Source organism: Variovorax sp. 20P10.2.4 (assembly GCF_058244205.1).
In genome coordinates this window covers 1-17,540 of the sequence record NZ_JBZAYE010000091.1, presented here as the reverse complement: position 1 = coordinate 17,540, position 17,540 = coordinate 1, and the positions used below count along the sequence as shown (strand labels likewise).

Below are 17,540 nucleotides of genomic sequence, written 5' to 3'. Positions count from 1 at the left end.
AGGTCCTTCGCCACCAGCAGCGCGCCTTGCGCCTGTGGTTGCTGATCGCGCGCCGGCGGCTCGGCATCGACGCGCGGAATGGCCGCGATCAGCTGCCGCGTGTAGACATGCGCGGGCGCGCCGAAGATGCGCGCGGCTGGCCCCTGCTCGACGATGCGGCCCTGGTGCATCACGATCACCTGGTCGCACATGCGAGAGATCACGCCGAGGTCGTGGCTCACGTAGATCAGCGAGGTGCCGAAGCGCTCGCGCAGGGTGCGCACCAGCTCCAGCACCTGGACCTCGGTGGTCTTGTCGAGCGCGGTGGTCGGCTCGTCGAGCACCAGCACGCCGGGGTCGCCGGCCAGCGCCGCGGCGATCACCACGCGCTGGCGCTGGCCGCCCGAGAGCTCGTGCGGGAAGCGCGCGCAGATGCCCTTCGGATCGGGCAGGTTGGTGGCTTCGAACAGCTCGAGCGTGCGCGCCCGCGCCTCGGCGGCGCCGCAGCCGCGCAGGTGGCGGACGGCCTCGTCGACCTGGTCGCCGATGCGCATGTGCGGCGTCAGCGAGCTCAGCGGGTTCTGCGGCACGAAGGCGATGTGCCGGCCGCGCAGCCGGCGCCGCGCCGGTTCGTCGAGACGAAGGATGTCCTCGCCCGCGATGCGCACCGCGCCCGCAGTGATCACGCCGCCGGGCCGGCAATGGCCCAGCAGCGCGCGCGCCACGGTCGACTTGCCCGAGCCGCTCTCGCCGACGATGCCCAGGCTGCTGCCGGCCTCGACCGTGAATTCGACGCCGCGCACCGCGCCGACGATCTCTCCGTCGGCGCGCCGGTAGCCGATGCCCAGGCCCTGGACCTCGAGCCGTCCGCCGATGCGGCGCGCCGTCTGCTGGCGCCTTGCCAGCGCGTTGGATTCGGGATGCTTCATCGTTGCCTGTTCCTTCATGCCGCGTCCTGGCCGCGCGTGGCGTCCAGTCCCAGGGCCCGTGCCAGCGCCTCGGCGCCGAAGTTGAGTCCCACCACCAGGGTGGAGATGAAGACCGCCGGCGCCAGCACCAGCCAGGGTGCGAACGCGAGCTGGCTCACGCCCTCGGCCACCATCAGCCCCCAGTCGGGCGTGGGCGGCGAGATGCCCATGCCCAGGAAGGACAGCGAGCTCAAGAGCAGGATGGCGTGCGACATGCGGATCGCGAACTCGACGTAGACCACGTCGAGCGTGTTGGGCAGCAGCTCGCGCAGGATGATCGACACCGTGCCCTCGCCGCGCAGCTGCGCGGCCTTCACGTAGCCCAGCTGCACCTGCGTCAGTGCCTGGGCCCGCACGATCCGGATCACGCCCGGGAAATACACCATCCCGATGAGCACGATCAGCACCGGCAGCGATTCGCCGAAGCCGACCGCGAACAGCGCGACGAACAGGATGCCCGGCAGCGCCAGCTTGAGGTCGACGATGCGCATCATCACGTCGTCGAACAGCCCGCCGAGGTAGGCGGCCGTCACGCCGAGGATGCTGCCGACGCTCACCGCGACGACCACGCCCGTGAAGGCGGCCAGCAGCGCCGTGCGTCCGCCCCACAGCAGGCGCGACAGGTAGTCGCGGCCCAGCACGTCGGTGCCGAGCCAGAATTCGGCGCTCGGCGGCTCGGCGCGGCCGCCGTTGAGCGACATCGGGTCGTAGGGCGCGATCCAGGGCGCGGCCAGCGCGATCGCCAGGTGCAGCACGACGATGCCGATGCCGAACAGGGCCACGGGCCGCAGCAGCGCGTGGTGGTTGATCTTGAACATCATGATTCAGCGGCTCCTGGCGCGGGGGTCGAGGGCGGCCACCGCGAGGTCGGCCAGCAGGTTCATCGAGACGACGGCCAGGGCCGCCAGCAGGCTGATGGCCTGCACGATCGGCACCTCGCGCTTGTCGACGGCCTGCAGCAGGATCATTCCGAGCCCGGGGTAGCCGAACACCTTCTCGACCACCACGATGCCGCTGAGCAGGCCGGCCACGTAGAGCGCGGCCGAGTTGAGCGCCGGGATCACCGAGGCCGGCAATGCATGGCGCAGGATCAGCCGCAGCTCGCCCAGGCCGGTGAAGCGGGCGCGCTCGACGTAGTCGCTGGCCAGCGACTCGATCAGCCCGGTGCGGATCAGCTGCACCAGGTGGGCGATGGAGCCGAACACGATGGTCGCGACCGGCAGCACCGACACCGCCAGCAGCGCCGACGGCGGCGCGTCGGCGAAGGCCAGGATCACGGCCGGGAAGACCGGGATCCAGATCGCGAACACCAGCACCAGCAGGTTGCCCGAGGCGAACTCGGGGATCGAGTAGCCGATCACCGCGCCCATCGAGGCCAGCGTGTCGGGCAGCCGGCCGCGCCAGAAGGCCGCGACGATGCCCAGCAGCAGCGACACCGGAATGGCCACCAGCGCCGTCACGGCCGCGAGCAGCAGCGAGTTCTTCACCGGCTCGCGGATGATCTCGACCACCGGCGTGCCGCCGAGGATGGTCTTGCCGAAGTCGCCGCGCATGGCGCCCGTGAGCCACTCGAAGTAGCGCACCGGCGCCGGCCGGTCGAGGCCGAGGTCGTGGCGTTTTCGCGCCAGGTCCTCGGGATTCATCATCGCGATCTCGTCGGCCGTGAGGCTGACTTCGAGCGCGTCGCCGGGCAGCACCTCGGTCGCGACGAACACCAGCATCGAGGCCAGCAGCAGGGTCAGCGCGTAGAGGCCCACGCGCCGCAGGAAGGTCATGAGCATGATGGGTCGCCGTTCGCGCGCGGGTCGGTGAAGGGGATGCGGGGCCGGCTCACGATTTCCAGACCTCGTCGAAGCGCATCGACCAGAACTGCGAGTGGTTGCGCAGGTCGTGCACGTTGGGCTTGTGGATCAGCAGGTTGCGCCGTCCGCCCGCGGACAGGATCGGCACCTCGTCGCGCAGGATCTCCTGCATGCGCACGTAGTTCGCGCGCCGCTTCTCGGTGGAGGGCTCGGCCAGCGACTTCTGGTAGAGCGCCATGTACTCGTCGCAGCCCGCGCCGCGCCAGTAGCCGCTCTCGTTGTTGTCGGGGCGCAGCCGGTACAGGCTCACGCCGGGATTGCGCGGGCCGGCCGGCGTGTAGGCGAAGCGGTGCTTGCGCGTCTTCTCGGCATCCTCGACGCGCCACTGGCGGTAGCCGTCGCTCGGCCGCTGCTCGATCGGCAGCACGATGCCGGCCTCCTTGACCGATTCGGCCAGCACCTGGAACACGCGCGGCACCTCGGGCCAGGTGGGCGCGAAATAGAAGGTCGGCAGCTTCACGCCGTTGGGATGGCCGGCCTCGGCCAGCAGCGCGCGCGCCCGCGCCACGTCGTGCATGCGCTGCAGCGGCTGGAAGGCGGCATTGGCCGGCGTCAGGTGCGAGTCGTTGCCGACCCAGCCGGCCTTCCTGCCATAGACGATGCGGATGATCTTCTCGCGGTCGGCCGCCAGCGCCAGGGCCTGCCGCACGCGCTTGTCGTCGAGCGGCGATCCCGCCACCTTGGGAATCACCATCAGCGCCTGGTCGCCGCTGCTCGACAGGCTGTACTTGAGGTCGGGCGTGCGCTCGAGGTCGGGCAGCAGGCCGGGGTCGACGCCGATCACGGCATCGAACAGGCCGCCGCGGAATCCGTTCAACGCGCCTTCCATGCGGCCGGGCGAGCTCACGACCTCGAGGCGGTCGAGGTAGGGGAAGCCGGCGCGCCAGTACTTCTCGTTGCGCTCGAGGATGATGCGGCGCTTGGGATCGAGGCTCGCGATCCGGAACGGCCCGGTGCCGATGCCCGCGAGGCCGATCGCCTCCTTCTCGGCCGCCGGCATGATCATCAGGTGGTACTCGGCCAGCACGTAGGGGAACTCGCTGTTCGGCGCGTCCAGCGTCATGCGCACCTTCTTGCCCACCTTCTCGACCTTGACGATCTGCTTGGCGTAGCCGGTCGCGGTCTGGTGGAAGCGGTAGGACGACACCACGTCGTCGGCCGTCATCTCGCGCCCGTCGTGGAACAGCACGCCCTCGCGCAGCGTGATGTCCCAGACCTTGAGGTCGGCGCTCGGCTCCCAGGCCGTGGCGAGCTCGGGCTGCACCTCGAGGTTCTCGTCGACCCAGGTCAGCGCGTTGTAGGCGCTGCGGTTGTTGAGGTCGAGCCAGTGCTGGGGATGACGGCCGGTGCGCGCATCGCCCATCCGGTTGTTCGGGTAGGTGTTGGTGTAGACGAAGGTGCCGCCGCGCTTGGGGGCGGCCTGGGCCGCCCGCGGAAAGAGCAGCTCGCCGAGCGAGAGCGCGGCAGTAGCGCCGGCGCCCGTCAGCAATCGGCGGCGCATGGCGTCGATCGGGCAGTTGTCGTTGGGTTTCATCGTGTCTCCTGGCAGTCATCGGGCGCCTGGTCGGCGCTCTTCGGTTCGCGCCGCCCGCATCGCATGTCGATGCGAGGCGGCGCGCCGTTCAGTCCATTTTCGGTGGGCTCACCATGGCAGCGAGAGCGTCTTGCAGTTGGTGAACGACTTGATCGCCTCCTGCACCCCTTCCTTGTAGCCAAGGCCCGAGTCCTTGATGCCGCCGAAGGGCGTGAGCTCGATCCGGTAGCCCGGCACCTCCCAGAGGTTGACGGTGCCGACCTTGAGCTCCTTCGCGAAGCGCATCACGTCATCCATGCGGTTGGTGCAGATGCCCGACGAGAGGCCGAAGGCGGTGCCGTTCGACATCGCGATGGCTTCGTCGATGTTGGCGAAGCGCAGGATCGGCGACACCGGGCCGAAGGTCTCCTCGCGCACCACGGTCATCTCGGGGCGCACCTGGTCGAGCACCGTCGGCGCGTACAGCGCGCCCTCGCGCTCGTTGCCGGCCAGCAGCCGCGCGCCCTGCGCGACCGCCTCGTCCACCACCGCCTGGAAGCGCCGCGCCGCGGCCTCGTCGATCACCGTGCCCATGTCGTTGCCCGCGTCCATCGGATCGCCGAACTTCCAGGCGCGGGTCTTGGCCACCACGCGCTCGGTGAACTCCGCGGCCACCTTCTCGTGCACCAGCATGCGCTTGACGGCGGTGCAGCGCTGGCCGGAGTTCTTGTAGGAACCCTGCACGGCGAGATCGCTGGCGCGGTCGAGGTCGGCGTCGTCCATCACGATCAGCGGATCGTTGCCGCCGAGCTCGAGCACGATGCGCCGGTAGCCGGCCTTGTTCGCGATGTACTTGCCGATCTCGACGCCGCCGGTGAAGGTGATCAGTTCCACGTGCCGATGCGTCAGCATCTCGTCGGCGATCTCGCGCGGGTCGCCCGTGATCACCTGCAGCATCTCGGGCGGCAGGCCGGCCTCGTAGAGCAGGTCCGCGAAGTACAGCGCCGACAGCGGCACCTTCTCCGAGGGCTTGAGCACCATGCGGTTGTTGGTCGCGACCGAGGGCACCACCTTGTGCGCCACCTGGTTCATCGGGTGGTTGAAGGGCGTGATGGCGGTGATCACGCCCAGCAGCGGCTCGCGCGTGGTGATCACCTTGCGCTGCTTGCCGTGCGGCGTGAGGTCGCACGAGAACACCTGGCCGTCGTCGCGCAGCGCCTCGTTGGCGCCGAAGTTCAGCACGTCGGCCACGCGGCCGATCTCGTAGATGCTGTCCTTCTTCGACAGGCCCGACTCGCTGGTGATCAGCGTGGAGGCCTCGTCGGTGCGCTCGCGCAGCAGCAGCGCGGCGCGGTTGAGGATCGCGGAGCGCTCGTAGCGCGACAGGCGCGGCACGTAGGCGTGCGCGATCTCGTAGGCGCGCCGCACGTCCTCCAGCGTGGCCATGGCGACGGTGCCCACCGTCTCGCCGGTGTAGGGGTTGCGCACGGCGATCGTGCGCGGCGTGTGGACCTTCTCGCCGCCGATGCGCAGCGCTTCGGCGCGGATGTCCTGTCTGTCGAGAATGGCGTTCATGCCGCCTCCTTCTGTGGGGTGCCGATGAAGTTCTTGCCGCGCGCGCCGGTCAGCGCATGCGCGACCATGCGGTCGGCCTGCTCGCTCGACACGCCGTAGTCCGAGAAATGCGTCTTGACGCCCAGGCGCTCGATGAAGTCCGAGAGCCGTTGCGGTGCGCGGTCCAGCGGGCCGAGCGCGCGCTCGAGCACCGCGTCGCGGCCGGCGTCCTGCCCGATCGCGCGCCGCAGCACCATCGGCAGCGGGAACGAGCAGGCGATGCCGTGCGGCAGGCCGTAGCGCAGGGTCATCTCGTAGGAGATGGAATGCGCGAGCGCGGTGCGGGTGTTCGAGAACGCCATGCCGGCCTGCAGCGCGGCCAGCGCCATGCGGGCGCGCAACTCGAGGTCGTCGAGCTTCTCCATCAGGAGCGGCAAGGTCTCGAAGATCTGCTGCACCGCCGCGACCGCGAAGGTGTCGGACAGCGCGTTCGCATTCACGTTCCAGATCGCCTCGAGCGCATGCGACAGCGCGTCGAGCCCGCTCTGCAGCGTCACCGAGGCCGGCAGCGAGAGCATCAGCTCGGGGTCGACGATCGCGATGCTGGGCCAGGTTTCGGGAAGGTGCAGCGAATGCTTGCGCTGCGCCTCGCGGTCCCAGATCGTGGCCCAGGGCGTGACCTCGCTGCCGGTGCCGGCGGTCGTCGGCACCGCGATCAGCGTCTTCACGCGCGCCGGCACGAAGGGCCCGCCCGCGGCCAGGGCCGCCACCAGGTCGTCGAAGCGGCCGCTCTGTGTTCCGACCATCAGCGCCTTGGCTGTGTCGATCGCGCTGCCGCCGCCGACCGCGACCAGCACCTCGGCCTGCGCCGACTCCTGCCAGAACGCTTCGTAGAGCGCCCGCAGCTCGGCCACGTCGGGGTTCGGCAGCACCGCGTCGATCACGCCGGCCAGGCCGTCGCCGAGCAGGGCCTGCAGCCGGTCGACGAGCCCGAAGCGGCGCGCCTCCGGAAAGGTCACGACCACGGCCTTGCGGCCGGCCAGCAGCTTCGGCAGAGACGACAAGGCCCCTGCCCCGTACACGCTGCGCACGGGATTGAAGAATTCCTGGGACATCTGGGCCTCTTCAGTGGGCGGCGCCCGCGTGGTTCAGGGCCAGGTCGAAGACGTCGAAGTTGCGCAGCCGGCGGCGCGGGTCCACGCCCTGCAGCGCGCGGTTGAACAGCAGCGGCACCTTCTGCTCCGAGACGCCGCCGTGCGAGCGCAGCGGCACCGTGAGGCCGCTGAGGTCGTGCCGCGCCGCGCTGGTGCCGAGCACCGTCAGGTGGTCGCCGACCACGACCAGGTCGCCGATGCGGTCGCCCGCGAGCTCGAACTGCCGCACCGCCTGGTCGCGCGTGAGCACCTGCTCGACGCCGGGCAGGCCGGCCAGCGCCTCGTGCACCTGCTCCAGCGGCGCGCGGTTGACGTACACCGTCGCGAACGAGCCGAGCGCGCCGTGGTGCACCACGTAGGGATCGGTGATCGGCAGGATCACGCGCGTGCTGGCCTCGCCGAGCCGCGCATCGAGTTCCTGCTGCAGGTAGAGCACGCGCGGATTGCCGGCCGCGTCGGTCTTGGGGCTCATGCCGTGGTCGGCCGTGAGGCCGATCACCGCGCCCAGTGCGTCGAGCCGCGCGAGGTAGCCGTCCATCATCGCGTAGAAGGCGTTGGCCTCGGGCGTGCCGGGCGCGCACTTGTGCTGCACGTAGTCGGTGGTCGACAGGTACATCAGGTCGGGCTTGCGCGTCTCGAGCAGGCGCACGCCGGCGGTGAAGACGAACTCGCTGAGGTCGGCGCTGTAGACCGAAGGCACGGGCTTGCCGACCAGCTCGAGCACCCGGTCGATGCCGCATTCGGCGACGGTCGCCTTGTCGGCCTTCTCGGCCGAGAAGCAGATGCCGCGCAGGCCGTGGCCGAGCATGGTGCGCAGCTTGTCCTTGGCGGTCACGGCCGCCACCAGCGCGCCGGCATCGGAGAAGGCCGACAGCAGCGTGGGCGCGCGCAGGTACTCGGGGTCGTTCATCATGACCTCCTTGTCCGCCGCCACGTCGTAGAAGAAGTTGCCGCAGATGCCGTGCACCGAGGGCGGCACGCCGGTCACGATCGACACGTTGTTCGGGTTCGTGAAGCTCGGCACCACGCAGTCGCCGATCAGCGAGCTGCCCTGCTCGACCATGCGCTGCAGGAACGGCGCCGCGCCGGCCTGGATGGCCTGGGTGATGTAGTCGGGCTCGCAGCCATCGACGCACACCACGACCACCGGCGCGCGCGGCTTCGCGTAATGCCGTCCATTGGCCAGGACGGTCTCGGCTTGAAATGTCATCGGGAAGCTCCTTTGGAATCAGTGCGTTGTCTCGGAGACCTTGTCGTCTCTCGTTGGGTGCACTGTCCGCTCGAAGCTTCTATTCGTCCAATTCAAGTTTTTCGGGCAATGTATTGAGCAGAGCTATACATGGCCCGGGAAAGTACGGAGGCGCCGCTCCGTACGCTGCCCTCAGGCGGCCGCGAGCCGCGGCGCCTTGCGATGCCGCGTCGCCGTCTCGTAGTCGTGCGCCAGCGCGAGCAGGGTTGCCTCGCTCCACAGCGGCCCGACGAACAGCAGCCCGAACGGCGCGCCCGAGGCGTAGTAGCCCGCGGGCACCGTCACGGCCGGCAGGCCCGCGATGTTGAGCTCGCCCACCGTGGTCTCCTGGATCGTGCCGCCGCGCGTGACCGGCAGCTCCTCGCGCATCTGCGGGAACACCAGCGCGTCGAGCTTCTCGCGCGCGAACACCGCGTCGACGATGCGCAGGTAGGCCTCCTTGAGCGCGATGAAGTCCGACAGGTCGGGCGGCGTGCCCGGCGACTTGAGCGCGGCCGCGAACTGCGGCAGGTTGTGCAGGTAGCTCAGCACGCCGCCGGGCGCGAAGGCGGATTCCTTCTCGGTCGCCTTCGCGAAATCGGCAAAGGACTTGAGCGCCGCGTCGGGGCCCAGCCGCTCGAGGTACTTCTGCAGGTCGTAGGGCACCGACTCCATGCCGCGCGCATCGAAGTTCGTGAGCGGCAGCGTGGGCTGGCGCAGCTGCGCGAAGCCGGTGTCGGCGAAGGGGTCGTCGACCAGCACCGCGCCGCGCTGCACGAGTTCCTTCGCGGCACGCGCATAGAGCTCGCTCGCCTCGGCCGACAGCGGCTGGGTGCGCCAGCCCGGGCCGTACAGGCCGATGCGCGCGCCCGCGAGGTTGCGGCTGCCGAACTGCGCGGTGTAGCCGCCCACGGGCTTCTTGCCGACGCCGGCCAAGGTCTTCGGATCTTCCGGCGAGTAGCCCGCGAGCACGTCGAGGCACAGCGCCGCATCCTTCACGGTGCGCGCGATCGGGCCCACCACGTCGCGGTTGCCCGACAGCGGCATCACGCCCGCATTGGGCACCAGGCCGATGGTGGGCTTGATGCCGACCAGGTCCTGCGCCGAGGCCGGGTTCTGGATCGAGCCGCCGGTCTCCTCGGCCAGGCCCAGCACGGCCATGCTGGCGCCGACCGCGGTGGCCGTGCCCGCGCTGCTGCCGCCGGGCACGCGATCGGGCAGCACCACGTTGAGCGTGGGGCCGGCCCAGCTGTCGTCGGCGTGGGTGCCGGTGTGGCTCAGCACCGGCACGTTGGTCTTGCCGAGGATGACGGCGCCGGCCGCGCGCATGCGCGCCACCACGGGGGCGTCGGTGGCGGGCATCAGGTCGACGCCGCCGCTCTTGCCGTGCAGCAGCGACCAGCCGGCCGTGGTCGGGAAGCCGACCATGTCCATCGGGTCCTTGACGACCACGGGCACGCCTGCGAGCGGGCCGAGCGCCTCGCCGGCCGCGCGCCGGCGGTCGATGGCGCGCGCATCGTCGATGGCCTCGTCGTTGAGGAAGATGATGGCGTTGTAGCGTGCGTTCCAGGTCTCGATCTGCGCGAGGCAGGCGCGCGCGAGCGACTCGGCCGTGAAGCGGCCGCTGCGGAAGCCTTCCTGCACGGTGTCGACGGTCAGCGTGGCGAGGTCGATGGTGGGGGGGGTCTGGCTCATGGCGAAGAAACTCCTCGTGAATGCGGTGAATGAAGAGAGAGACAAAAAGGGAAATTCAGAAGGTCATGTGGCGATCGATGATCTCGTCGCTCAGCTGCTCGATGGGACCGCTCTCGACGATGGTTCCCTTCTCGAACATGGCGAAGCCGCTGGCCACGCGGCGCACGAAGTCGATGTTCTGCTCGACCAGCACCATCGTCAGGCCGAGCTCGCGGTTCATGCGCGCGATCGCGGCCTCGATCTCCTGCACCACCGAGGGCTGGATGCCCTCGTTGGGCTCGTCGAGCAGCATCACGCTGGGTTGCGCCGCGAGGGCGCGCGCGAGTGCGAGCTGCTGCTGCTGGCCGCCCGAGAGCACGCCGCCGGGCCGGTCGAGGTTGGCCGCCAGGTACGGGAACAGCTCGAGCGCCAGCGGCGGGATTGCGCGCGGCCCGCGGCCCGAGAAGGCGCCCATCAGGATGTTCTGGCGCACGCTGAAGTCCGGGATGATCTCGCGCCCCTGCGGCACGTAGGCGATACCGCCGCGCGCGCGCAGGTGCGTGGGCAGCCCGTCGATGCGCAGGCCGTCGAGTTCGATGCGGCCCGTGGCGCGCACCATGCTGCCCATCAGGGTGCGCAGCAGCGTGGTCTTGCCCATGCCGTTGCGCCCGAGGATGGCGGTGATCTTCCCCTTCGGGATGGAGAGGCTCACGTCCTGCAGCGCGTGGCTGCGGCCGTAGTAGCTGTCGACGTTGGCGAGTGTCAGCATGTCGATGCGATTCCGTGGGATCCGAGGTAGGCCTGCCGGACGCGCGCATCGCGTTCGATCTCGGCGACGCTGCCCTCGGCCAGCACGCGGCCCAGGTGCAGCACGGTGATGCGCTCGGCGATGTCGCGCACGAAGGCCATGTCGTGCTCCACCACCAGGATGGTGTGGCGCCCGCGCAGGCTCTTGAGGATCTGCGCGGTCTTGCGCGTCTCGCCGGCCGTCATGCCGGCCGTGGGTTCGTCGAGCAGGATCACCTTCGGCTGCTGCGCGATCAGAAGGCCCAGCTCCAGCCACTGCGTCTGGCCGTGGCTCAGGTCGCCGGCCTGCTGCTGCTGCACTTCCTCGAGCCCGGCCAGCGCCAGGATCTCGTCGACGCGGCGGTCGGTCTCGCGCCCGAAGCCCCAGCGCAGGTTGCGCAGGATCGAGGGCTCGCGGCTCGCGGCCACGCAGAGGTTGTGGCGCACCGTGAGCTCGCGGAACACGCTCGGGATCTGGAACTTGCGGCCGATGCCCGCGCGCGCGATCCGGTACTCGGGCCAGTTCGTGAGGTCGCGCCCGTGCAACTCGACCCGGCCCTCGGTGCTGCGCGTCTTGCCCGAGATCAGGTCCATCAGCGTGGTCTTGCCGGCGCCGTTGGCGCCCAGCAGCACGCGCAGCTCGCCCTCGGCCACGCGCAGCGACACGCCGTCCACCGCCTTGAAGCCGCCGAAGCTCACGCCCAGCGCATGCAGTTCGAGTGCGATGTCGCTCATGGCGCACCTCCGCCGGCACGGCGCTGGCCGATGCGCTCGAGCAGCTCGTGCGCCCAGCCCGCCATGCCCTTGGGCAGGTACAGCACCACCAGCACGAAGGTCAGCCCCACGATCACGCGCCAGGCCTCGACCAGCGACTGGGTCTCGCTCGCCGTGGCCTCGAGCATGTTGATCAGGATCGCGCCGATGCACGCGCCCAGCAGCGAGGCGCGCCCGCCCACCGCGGCCCACACCACCATGGTGATCGAGAAGCTCAGATCCATGAAGGTGGGCGAGGCGAACTCGGCCACCACCACGTAGAGCATCCCGGCCACCGCGGCGATGGCCGCCGACAGCGCGAAGAAGAAGGTCTGGTAGTGCGCCACGTCGAAGCCCAGGTAGCGCGCGCGCTGCGGATCGCCCGAGGTGGCGCGCAGGATCACGCCGGCGCGCGTGGCGAGCAGCGCGCGCGCACCGACCAGCACCACGGCGAGCACGCCCGCGACCAGGTAGTAGGTCGACACGCCGTAGGGATCGAGCTCGTGCCCCGCGATGCGCAGCCAGGCCAGGTCCGACAGCCCGTTGAAGCCGTTGGTGATCGGCTGCGCGTCGACCAGCAGCAGGCGCACCAGCAGCACCAGGGCCAGCGTGACGATCGAGACGAACACGCCCGCGATGCGCTTGCGGAACAGCAGCGCGCCGAGCACGAAGGCCACCAGCGCCGGCAGCAGCAGGCCCATGGCGAGGCCGAACCCCTGCGACTGGAACGGCTGCCACAGGAAGGCGCCCGGGTTGATGCAGCACAGGTCGACGGTGGCGCCGGGCTGCGCGTTCGACAGCATGAAGTCAGGCACCGGGTTGGCACCGCCATGCTGCAGGCTGGTGGGGCTGGCCATCTTCAGCGACATGGCCAGCATGTAGGCGCCGAGGCCGAAGAACAGCCCCTGCCCCAGGTTGAGGATGCCGGCATAGCCCCAGCTCATGGCGACGGCGATGCCGAGCATGCCGAACACCAGGTACTTGGCGAGCCGGTTGAGCCAGAAGCCGTCGAGCACCAGCGGTGCCAGCGCGACCAGGGCCAGGAAGATTGCGTAGGCGGCGAAGGTCGCGCGCCGGTCCAGAGGAGTGCCCATGCCGTTCACCGCCCCTTGAACGAGAAGAGGCCCTGCGGCCGCACCACGATCAGCAGGATCACCAGGCCGAACACCACCGCGCGCGCGAGGATGTCGTTGCTGACCGCCGCCACCACGCCCGTGACCTCGCCGAGGCCGATCGAGGTGACGACCGCGCCGAGCAGGCTGCCGACGCCGCCCGACACCACCACCAGGAAGCTGTCGACCACCAGTGCCGTGCCCATGTCGGGCGAGACGGTCTTGAAGCCCGCCACCAGCACGCCGGTGATGCCAGCCAGGCCGGCGCCGAAGGCGAAGGTCCAGGCATTGACGCGCTGCACGTCGATGCCGCAGGCCGCGGCCATGCGCGGGTTGCGGATGATGGCGCGCACCTGCATGCCGATGCGCGTGCGGTAGAGCAGCAGCCAGGTCGCGAAGGTCAGCACCACGGTGCAGGCCACGATGAAGGCGCGGTAGGCATTGATCGGCGTGTCGCCGACCATCACCGCGCCCTGCAGCACGGCGGGGATCGGCATGTTCTGCAGCCCCGGTCCCAGCCCTTCGATGTGGATGCCGAAGAAGGCCAGGCCGCCTTCGAGCCGCACCGCCTGCTGCACCAGGATCGCCACGCCCCAGGTGGCGAGCAGCGTGTCGCCGAGCCGGCCGTAGAGGCGCCGCACCACGCAGCGTTCGATCAGGAGGCCCAGCGCGGCCGCGACCACGAAGGCGATCGGGATCGCGGCGAACAGCCCGAGCCCGAGCCAGATCTGCGCCAGCACCGCGGCATAGGCGCCGACCATGATCATCTCGCCGTGCGCCATGTTCACCACGCCCATCGCGCCGTAGATGATGACCAGGCCGAGCGCGGCCAGCAGAAGAATCGAGCCCATGCTGAGCCCGATCAGGAGTACGTCCAACATCGGAAGTCTTTCTCTCGAGGGTGAATGCGGGCACGGCACATGCCGCCGCGCCCGCGGCCGGCTCTTCAGGCCTTGACCGGCGCGGCGCCGTTGCGCTTGCAGATCAGGTTGGCGTCGGTCTCGCCATAGGCGAAGTACGGCAGCGGCCGCACCGGCTGCGGACTCGCGTCGACCACCTTGCTCTGGCCGTCGGCCTGCCACTGGCCGATGCGCGGCGTGACCCAGGCATGCAGGCTCTCGGGATCGATGCGCACCTTGCCGCCGGGCGCGTCGTAGCTCTGGCCGCCGATGTTGGCGCGGATGGCGTCGGCGGTGGTGGCCTTGCCGGCCTCCACCGCCTGCTTCCAGAGGAAGACCTGGAAGTACGCGGCTTCGAGCGAGTGGTAGGTCACGGCCTTGGGGTCGTTGACGAACTTGCGGTAGCGCTCGATGAAGGACTTGTTGGCCGGCGTGTCGATCGACATGAAGTACGGCACCGAGGTGTAGCTGCCGGCCGCGTACTCGCCGCCCATGGCCGCGATCTCGATCTCGCTGATCACGGTGGCGCAGATCGGCACCGCGGCCTGCGACATGCCCTGGTTCTTGTATTCGCGGTAGAAGGCCACGAGCGAATCGCCCACCACGTGCGAGAGCACCACGTCGGCGCCCGACTCCTTGATCTTGCGCACCACCGAGGCCCATTCCGAATGGCCGAGCTCGAGGTACTCGTCGGCCACCCACTTGGCGCCCGACTGCTCGATCAGCTTCTTGCTGACCTTCGACATCTCGCGCGGATAGACGTAGTTGGAACCGACGATGAAGAACTTCTTCTTGCCGAGCTTCTCGACGATCCACGGCACGTAGTTGGCCAGCTGCTGGTTGGCGACCGCGCCGCTGTAGACCACGTTCTTCGAGCATTCGAAGCCTTCGTAGTGGGTTTGATAGAACAGCATCGCGTTGCGACGCTCGAACACCGGCAGCACCGCCTTGCGGCTGGCCGAGGTGTGGCAGCCGAACACGGTCTCGATGCGGTCGCGCGTGATCAGCTTCGAGGCCTTCTCGTTGAAGGTCTTCGGGTCGGAGGCGCCGTCCTCGAGCACCACCTCGACCTGGCGGCCCATCACGCCGCCCGCGGCGTTGATCTCGGCCACGGCCATGCGCACGCCGTTGGCGAGCATCTTCTCGACGATCGACAGACCGCCGGTCTGCGAATAGAGCGCGCCGACCTTGATGGTGTCGGCCGCGTAAGCGCTGCGCATCAGCGCGGGCGACGAGAGGGCAGCCGCGGAAGCAGCCGAGGAAACGAGGAAGTGGCGACGGTTGGTTGTCAACATGATGGGACCTCAGGACGTGACGCAGCGACCATGCGCTGACGAATGGTTGAAGAGCTCGATGGGTGGAACCAGCCGACAGCACTGTCGGGCGCAGGCGAAAAAAAACCCACAACGCGGTGGGGACCGCGGCGTGGGCTTCATTGCCAGGTGGACCGGAGAACACACATGGTTCCCGGTGCCGGCTGCATCGGCGCCTGACGAATCAAGGGGATGCAACCACCGAGCCGGAGGACCGACTCGATGCAGTCATGCTAGCGAGTTAGGGCACCGGGTGCAACAGGGTTTCCATGTTGATGATCGAACTCGCGATCTGTTCCATCGACAGCCGCTTGGCCATCGCCTGCGCGCGGATCGCCTGGTAGGCCTCGCCCTCGCTGATGCCCTTGGAGGCCATGAGGATCGTCTTCGCGCGGCTCATGGCCTGGTCGCTGGTGATCTTGCGGCGCAGCTTGCGGTTCTCCTTGAGCATCGCCTGGCGCTCGGCCCACAGGCTGCGCGCGGTCACCAGGTGCGCGAGCAGGCCGAAGGGCTTGATCGGCTTCTGCACCACCGCGAAGGCCGCGCTCTCGAGCACCAGCTGCAGGGTGGTCGGGTCCTCGTAGTTGACGATCGCAATCACCGTCGGCTCGGGCCGCGGCATCGACTTGAGCAGGGCCTCGGTGGCCTGGCGCGACTCGCCCTCCACCAGCAGGAACAGCACGTCGACATTGGGCGGCACGGTGGCCGGCATGGGCCAGGCCATGCTCACCATGCAGCCCACGCGGCGCAGGTGGCTGACGAGGGCGTCGCCCTCCTCGTCCGGCGGATGGACGACGACGATCTTGAGCTCGGGCAGTTCGCGCAGCAGCGAAATGGTCATGGCGCCTCCGCTTCCCTCAGGCCGGCCGTCCCGCGAGCGGATCGAACCGGTTCTCGTACATGTAGGGATCGGGCTTCACGCGCAGGCCCGGATCGTCCACCACCTGGAACGTGCCCTGCGCATCGACGCGCGCCACGCGCGGCCAGAGGTAGGTGTGGTGGTTCTCCTGGTCGATGCGCACCCGGCCCTGCGGCGCGTCGAACTCGTGCTCGTGCAGGTGCGGCAGCATCGCCTCGAGCCGGTCGCTGCCCGCGCGTTCCAGCGTCTGCGCATAGAGCATCACCTGGAAGTAGGCCGACTCCGCGCAGGCCGTGATCGGCAGGCCGGTGCCGAAGCGCTTGCGCCAGGCCGCGACGAACCGGAGGTTGGCCGGCGTCTGCAGGGTCGAGAAGTAAGGCGCCGCCGTGATGCTGCCCGCGGCCGCGCGCGCCGACATCTGCGCGATCTCGGCCTCCTGCGTCGACTGGCTCGCGATCGGATGCGTCTGCTGGTCGAAGCCGGCCTCGCCGTAGGCCTCGTAGAAGCGCGCGATGCCGTCGCCGACCACGGTCGAGTAGACGACGTCGGGCTGCGCGGCCTCGATGCGCCGGATCACCTTCGGCATGTCGATGTCGGCCACGCGCAGCGGCACGTACATCTCGTCGAGCACCTCGCCGCCGGCCTGGCGGAACAGGTCCGCGATGATCCGGTTGGATTCGTAGGGATAGACGTAGTCCGAGCCGATCAGGAACAGCCGCTTGCCGAAATGGCTCGTGAGGTAGCGCACCAGCTGCACCGAGTTCTGGTTCGGCGCCGCGCCTGTGTAGACGCAGTTCGGCGAGTACTCGAAGCCTTCGTAGAGCGTGGGATAGAACAGCAGCGCGCGATGCGCCTCGACCACCGGCAGCACCGCCTTGCGCGTGCTCGACATGTAGCAGCCGAAGATCACGGCCACGCCGGCCTGGTCGCACAGCTGCTTGGCCAGCTCGCGGTAGCGCGGCGGCCGCGAAGCCGGGTCGAGCACCGCCGGCTCGATCGGGCGCCCGAGCACCCCGCCACTCGCGTTGACCTCTTCGATAGCGAGCAGGGTCGCGGCCTGCTGCGTGCGCTCGACGGCCGCGGTCACGCCCGTCGATGAGAAAAGCACCCCGACTCGCCAGGGGGTTTGTGATTTGGATCCGGTCACGTCTGGACTCCCAATGAAAAAAGCCCCCAGCAGCCTTCAAGGCCGCTGGGAGCTTCACTGCTCCATGTCAATGTCGAGGCCTTGCGGCGTCGTCCGCGCTACTGTAGCAGTCCCGCGTGCACGGCAGGCAAGTCTTTTCGGAAGCCCCGCGCTTCAGTGGGAGGCCGAGCGGCCGTTGGCGTTCTCCATCGGCGCCACGCGCCGCACGATCCAGCGGAAGGCCGGCCCGGTCAGCAGGGTCGACAGCACGGCGAGCGTGACCAGCGCCGCGAAGGCATGCTCCGACAGCAGGCCCTTGTCGCGCAGGATCGTGGCGGCCACGATCTCCATCAGCCCCTTGCATTGCAGCAGCGTGCCCACCGCGAGCGCCTCGCGCCGCGACAGCCATTGGGCCGGCGAGCACGCCAGCACCGCCACCAGCTTGGCCGCCACCGCCAGCACCAGCAGCGTGGCCGAGGCCTGCAGCGAGGCCCAGCCCAGCACGCTGCCGTCGATCTTGAGGCCGCTGTGGCCGAAGAACACCGGCGCCAAGCCGATCAAAGCGAACTGGCCCAGCCGCTCCACCGGCAGCCGCCGCGACCAGGCCGCCGGCACGATCGCGCCCGCGAAGTAGGCACCGAGCAGTTCGTGCAGGCCCAGCTGCGAGCTCGACCAGGCACCGGCCGCGAGGAACAGCGGCATCGCGAGCCAGATCGCCCAGGCCGGCGGCTCGCGCGTCGCCTTGCGCGCGAAGGCGGCA

16 protein-coding genes are annotated in these 17,540 nt (G+C 69.5%); all 16 read right to left on the bottom strand.

Annotation, left to right across the window (positions count from 1 at the left end; all coding sequences use genetic code 11):
- Positions 1-908 (bottom strand): ABC transporter ATP-binding protein (locus AC27VN_RS11755; protein WP_490876652.1); only part of this gene is annotated, 908 nt, incomplete at its 3' end.
- 14 nt (positions 909-922) lie between these two features.
- Positions 923-1,768 (bottom strand): ABC transporter permease, encoded by an 846-nt coding sequence (locus AC27VN_RS11750; protein WP_093346071.1) that lies wholly within the window; start codon positions 1,766-1,768, stop codon positions 923-925.
- Positions 1,769-1,771: 3 nt separating this feature from the next.
- Complete coding sequence (locus tag AC27VN_RS11745; protein ID WP_093346069.1) at positions 1,772-2,728, bottom strand: ABC transporter permease; 957 nt, start codon at positions 2,726-2,728, stop codon at positions 1,772-1,774.
- Positions 2,729-2,777: 49 nt separating this feature from the next.
- A complete protein-coding gene (locus tag AC27VN_RS11740) occupies positions 2,778-4,343 on the bottom strand; it encodes an ABC transporter substrate-binding protein (protein WP_490876651.1) in 1,566 nt (521 codons plus the stop codon).
- Positions 4,344-4,451: 108 nt separating this feature from the next.
- Entirely contained in the window at positions 4,452-5,897 is a 1,446-nt protein-coding gene (gene phnY, locus AC27VN_RS11735; protein WP_490876650.1) for a phosphonoacetaldehyde dehydrogenase, read from the bottom strand.
- Complete coding sequence (gene psrA / locus AC27VN_RS11730) at positions 5,894-6,991, bottom strand: iron-containing alcohol dehydrogenase PsrA (protein WP_490876649.1); 1,098 nt, start codon at positions 6,989-6,991, stop codon at positions 5,894-5,896. Before psrA ends, phnY begins: the two co-directional genes overlap by 4 nt.
- Positions 6,992-7,001: 10 nt before the next feature.
- A complete protein-coding gene (gene phnA, locus AC27VN_RS11725) occupies positions 7,002-8,240 on the bottom strand; it encodes a phosphonoacetate hydrolase (RefSeq protein ID WP_490876648.1) in 1,239 nt (412 codons plus the stop codon).
- A 171-nt stretch (positions 8,241-8,411) separates the two neighbouring features.
- On the bottom strand, positions 8,412-9,953 hold the full coding sequence (locus AC27VN_RS11720) for an amidase (protein WP_490876647.1): 1,542 nt from the start codon (positions 9,951-9,953) through the stop codon (positions 8,412-8,414).
- A gap of 55 nt (positions 9,954-10,008) precedes the next feature.
- A complete protein-coding gene (locus AC27VN_RS11715; RefSeq protein WP_203207381.1) occupies positions 10,009-10,701 on the bottom strand; it encodes an ATP-binding cassette domain-containing protein in 693 nt (230 codons plus the stop codon).
- On the bottom strand, positions 10,695-11,453 hold the full coding sequence (gene urtD / locus AC27VN_RS11710) for an urea ABC transporter ATP-binding protein UrtD (RefSeq protein ID WP_490876646.1): 759 nt from the start codon (positions 11,451-11,453) through the stop codon (positions 10,695-10,697). The genes AC27VN_RS11715 and urtD overlap by 7 nt, the downstream gene beginning before the upstream one ends.
- Positions 11,450-12,565 carry an urea ABC transporter permease subunit UrtC gene (gene urtC, locus AC27VN_RS11705; protein WP_057591912.1) on the bottom strand — a complete coding sequence of 372 codons (1,116 nt, stop codon included), beginning with the start codon at positions 12,563-12,565 and terminating at the stop codon, positions 11,450-11,452. The genes urtD and urtC overlap by 4 nt, the downstream gene beginning before the upstream one ends.
- Before the next feature lie 5 nt (positions 12,566-12,570).
- On the bottom strand, positions 12,571-13,464 hold the full coding sequence (urtB, locus tag AC27VN_RS11700) for an urea ABC transporter permease subunit UrtB (protein WP_057591911.1): 894 nt from the start codon (positions 13,462-13,464) through the stop codon (positions 12,571-12,573).
- A gap of 65 nt (positions 13,465-13,529) precedes the next feature.
- Complete coding sequence (locus tag AC27VN_RS11695; RefSeq protein ID WP_208510226.1) at positions 13,530-14,777, bottom strand: transporter substrate-binding domain-containing protein; 1,248 nt, start codon at positions 14,775-14,777, stop codon at positions 13,530-13,532.
- 259 nt (positions 14,778-15,036) lie between these two features.
- The gene (locus tag AC27VN_RS11690; protein WP_490876645.1) at positions 15,037-15,636 is read right to left on the bottom strand and encodes an ANTAR domain-containing response regulator; all 600 of its coding nucleotides are present in this window, start codon (positions 15,634-15,636) and stop codon (positions 15,037-15,039) included.
- Positions 15,637-15,652: 16 nt separating this feature from the next.
- Entirely contained in the window at positions 15,653-16,801 is a 1,149-nt protein-coding gene (locus AC27VN_RS11685) for a transporter substrate-binding domain-containing protein (RefSeq protein WP_490876644.1), read from the bottom strand.
- A gap of 153 nt (positions 16,802-16,954) precedes the next feature.
- On the bottom strand, positions 16,955-17,540 hold a 586-nt coding region (locus AC27VN_RS11680; protein ID WP_490876643.1), incomplete at its 5' end, for a cation:proton antiporter.

What these genes read in the sequence shown, in the direction of transcription:
- AC27VN_RS11750 (WP_093346071.1), bottom strand. Translation starts at nt 1,768, where the DNA reads ATGATGTTCAAGATCAACCACCACGCGCTGCTGCGGCCCGTGGCCCTG.
- AC27VN_RS11745 (WP_093346069.1), bottom strand. Translation starts at nt 2,728, where the DNA reads ATGCTCATGACCTTCCTGCGGCGCGTGGGCCTCTACGCGCTGACCCTG.
- AC27VN_RS11740 (WP_490876651.1), bottom strand. Translation starts at nt 4,343, where the DNA reads ATGAAACCCAACGACAACTGCCCGATCGACGCCATGCGCCGCCGATTG.
- phnY (WP_490876650.1), bottom strand. Translation starts at nt 5,897, where the DNA reads ATGAACGCCATTCTCGACAGACAGGACATCCGCGCCGAAGCGCTGCGC.
- psrA (WP_490876649.1), bottom strand. Translation starts at nt 6,991, where the DNA reads ATGTCCCAGGAATTCTTCAATCCCGTGCGCAGCGTGTACGGGGCAGGG.
- phnA (WP_490876648.1), bottom strand. Translation starts at nt 8,240, where the DNA reads ATGACATTTCAAGCCGAGACCGTCCTGGCCAATGGACGGCATTACGCG.
- AC27VN_RS11720 (WP_490876647.1), bottom strand. Translation starts at nt 9,953, where the DNA reads ATGAGCCAGACCCCCCCCACCATCGACCTCGCCACGCTGACCGTCGAC.
- AC27VN_RS11715 (WP_203207381.1), bottom strand. Translation starts at nt 10,701, where the DNA reads ATGCTGACACTCGCCAACGTCGACAGCTACTACGGCCGCAGCCACGCG.
- urtD (WP_490876646.1), bottom strand. Translation starts at nt 11,453, where the DNA reads ATGAGCGACATCGCACTCGAACTGCATGCGCTGGGCGTGAGCTTCGGC.
- urtC (WP_057591912.1), bottom strand. Translation starts at nt 12,565, where the DNA reads ATGGGCACTCCTCTGGACCGGCGCGCGACCTTCGCCGCCTACGCAATC.
- urtB (WP_057591911.1), bottom strand. Translation starts at nt 13,464, where the DNA reads ATGTTGGACGTACTCCTGATCGGGCTCAGCATGGGCTCGATTCTTCTG.
- AC27VN_RS11695 (WP_208510226.1), bottom strand. Translation starts at nt 14,777, where the DNA reads ATGTTGACAACCAACCGTCGCCACTTCCTCGTTTCCTCGGCTGCTTCC.
- AC27VN_RS11690 (WP_490876645.1), bottom strand. Translation starts at nt 15,636, where the DNA reads ATGACCATTTCGCTGCTGCGCGAACTGCCCGAGCTCAAGATCGTCGTC.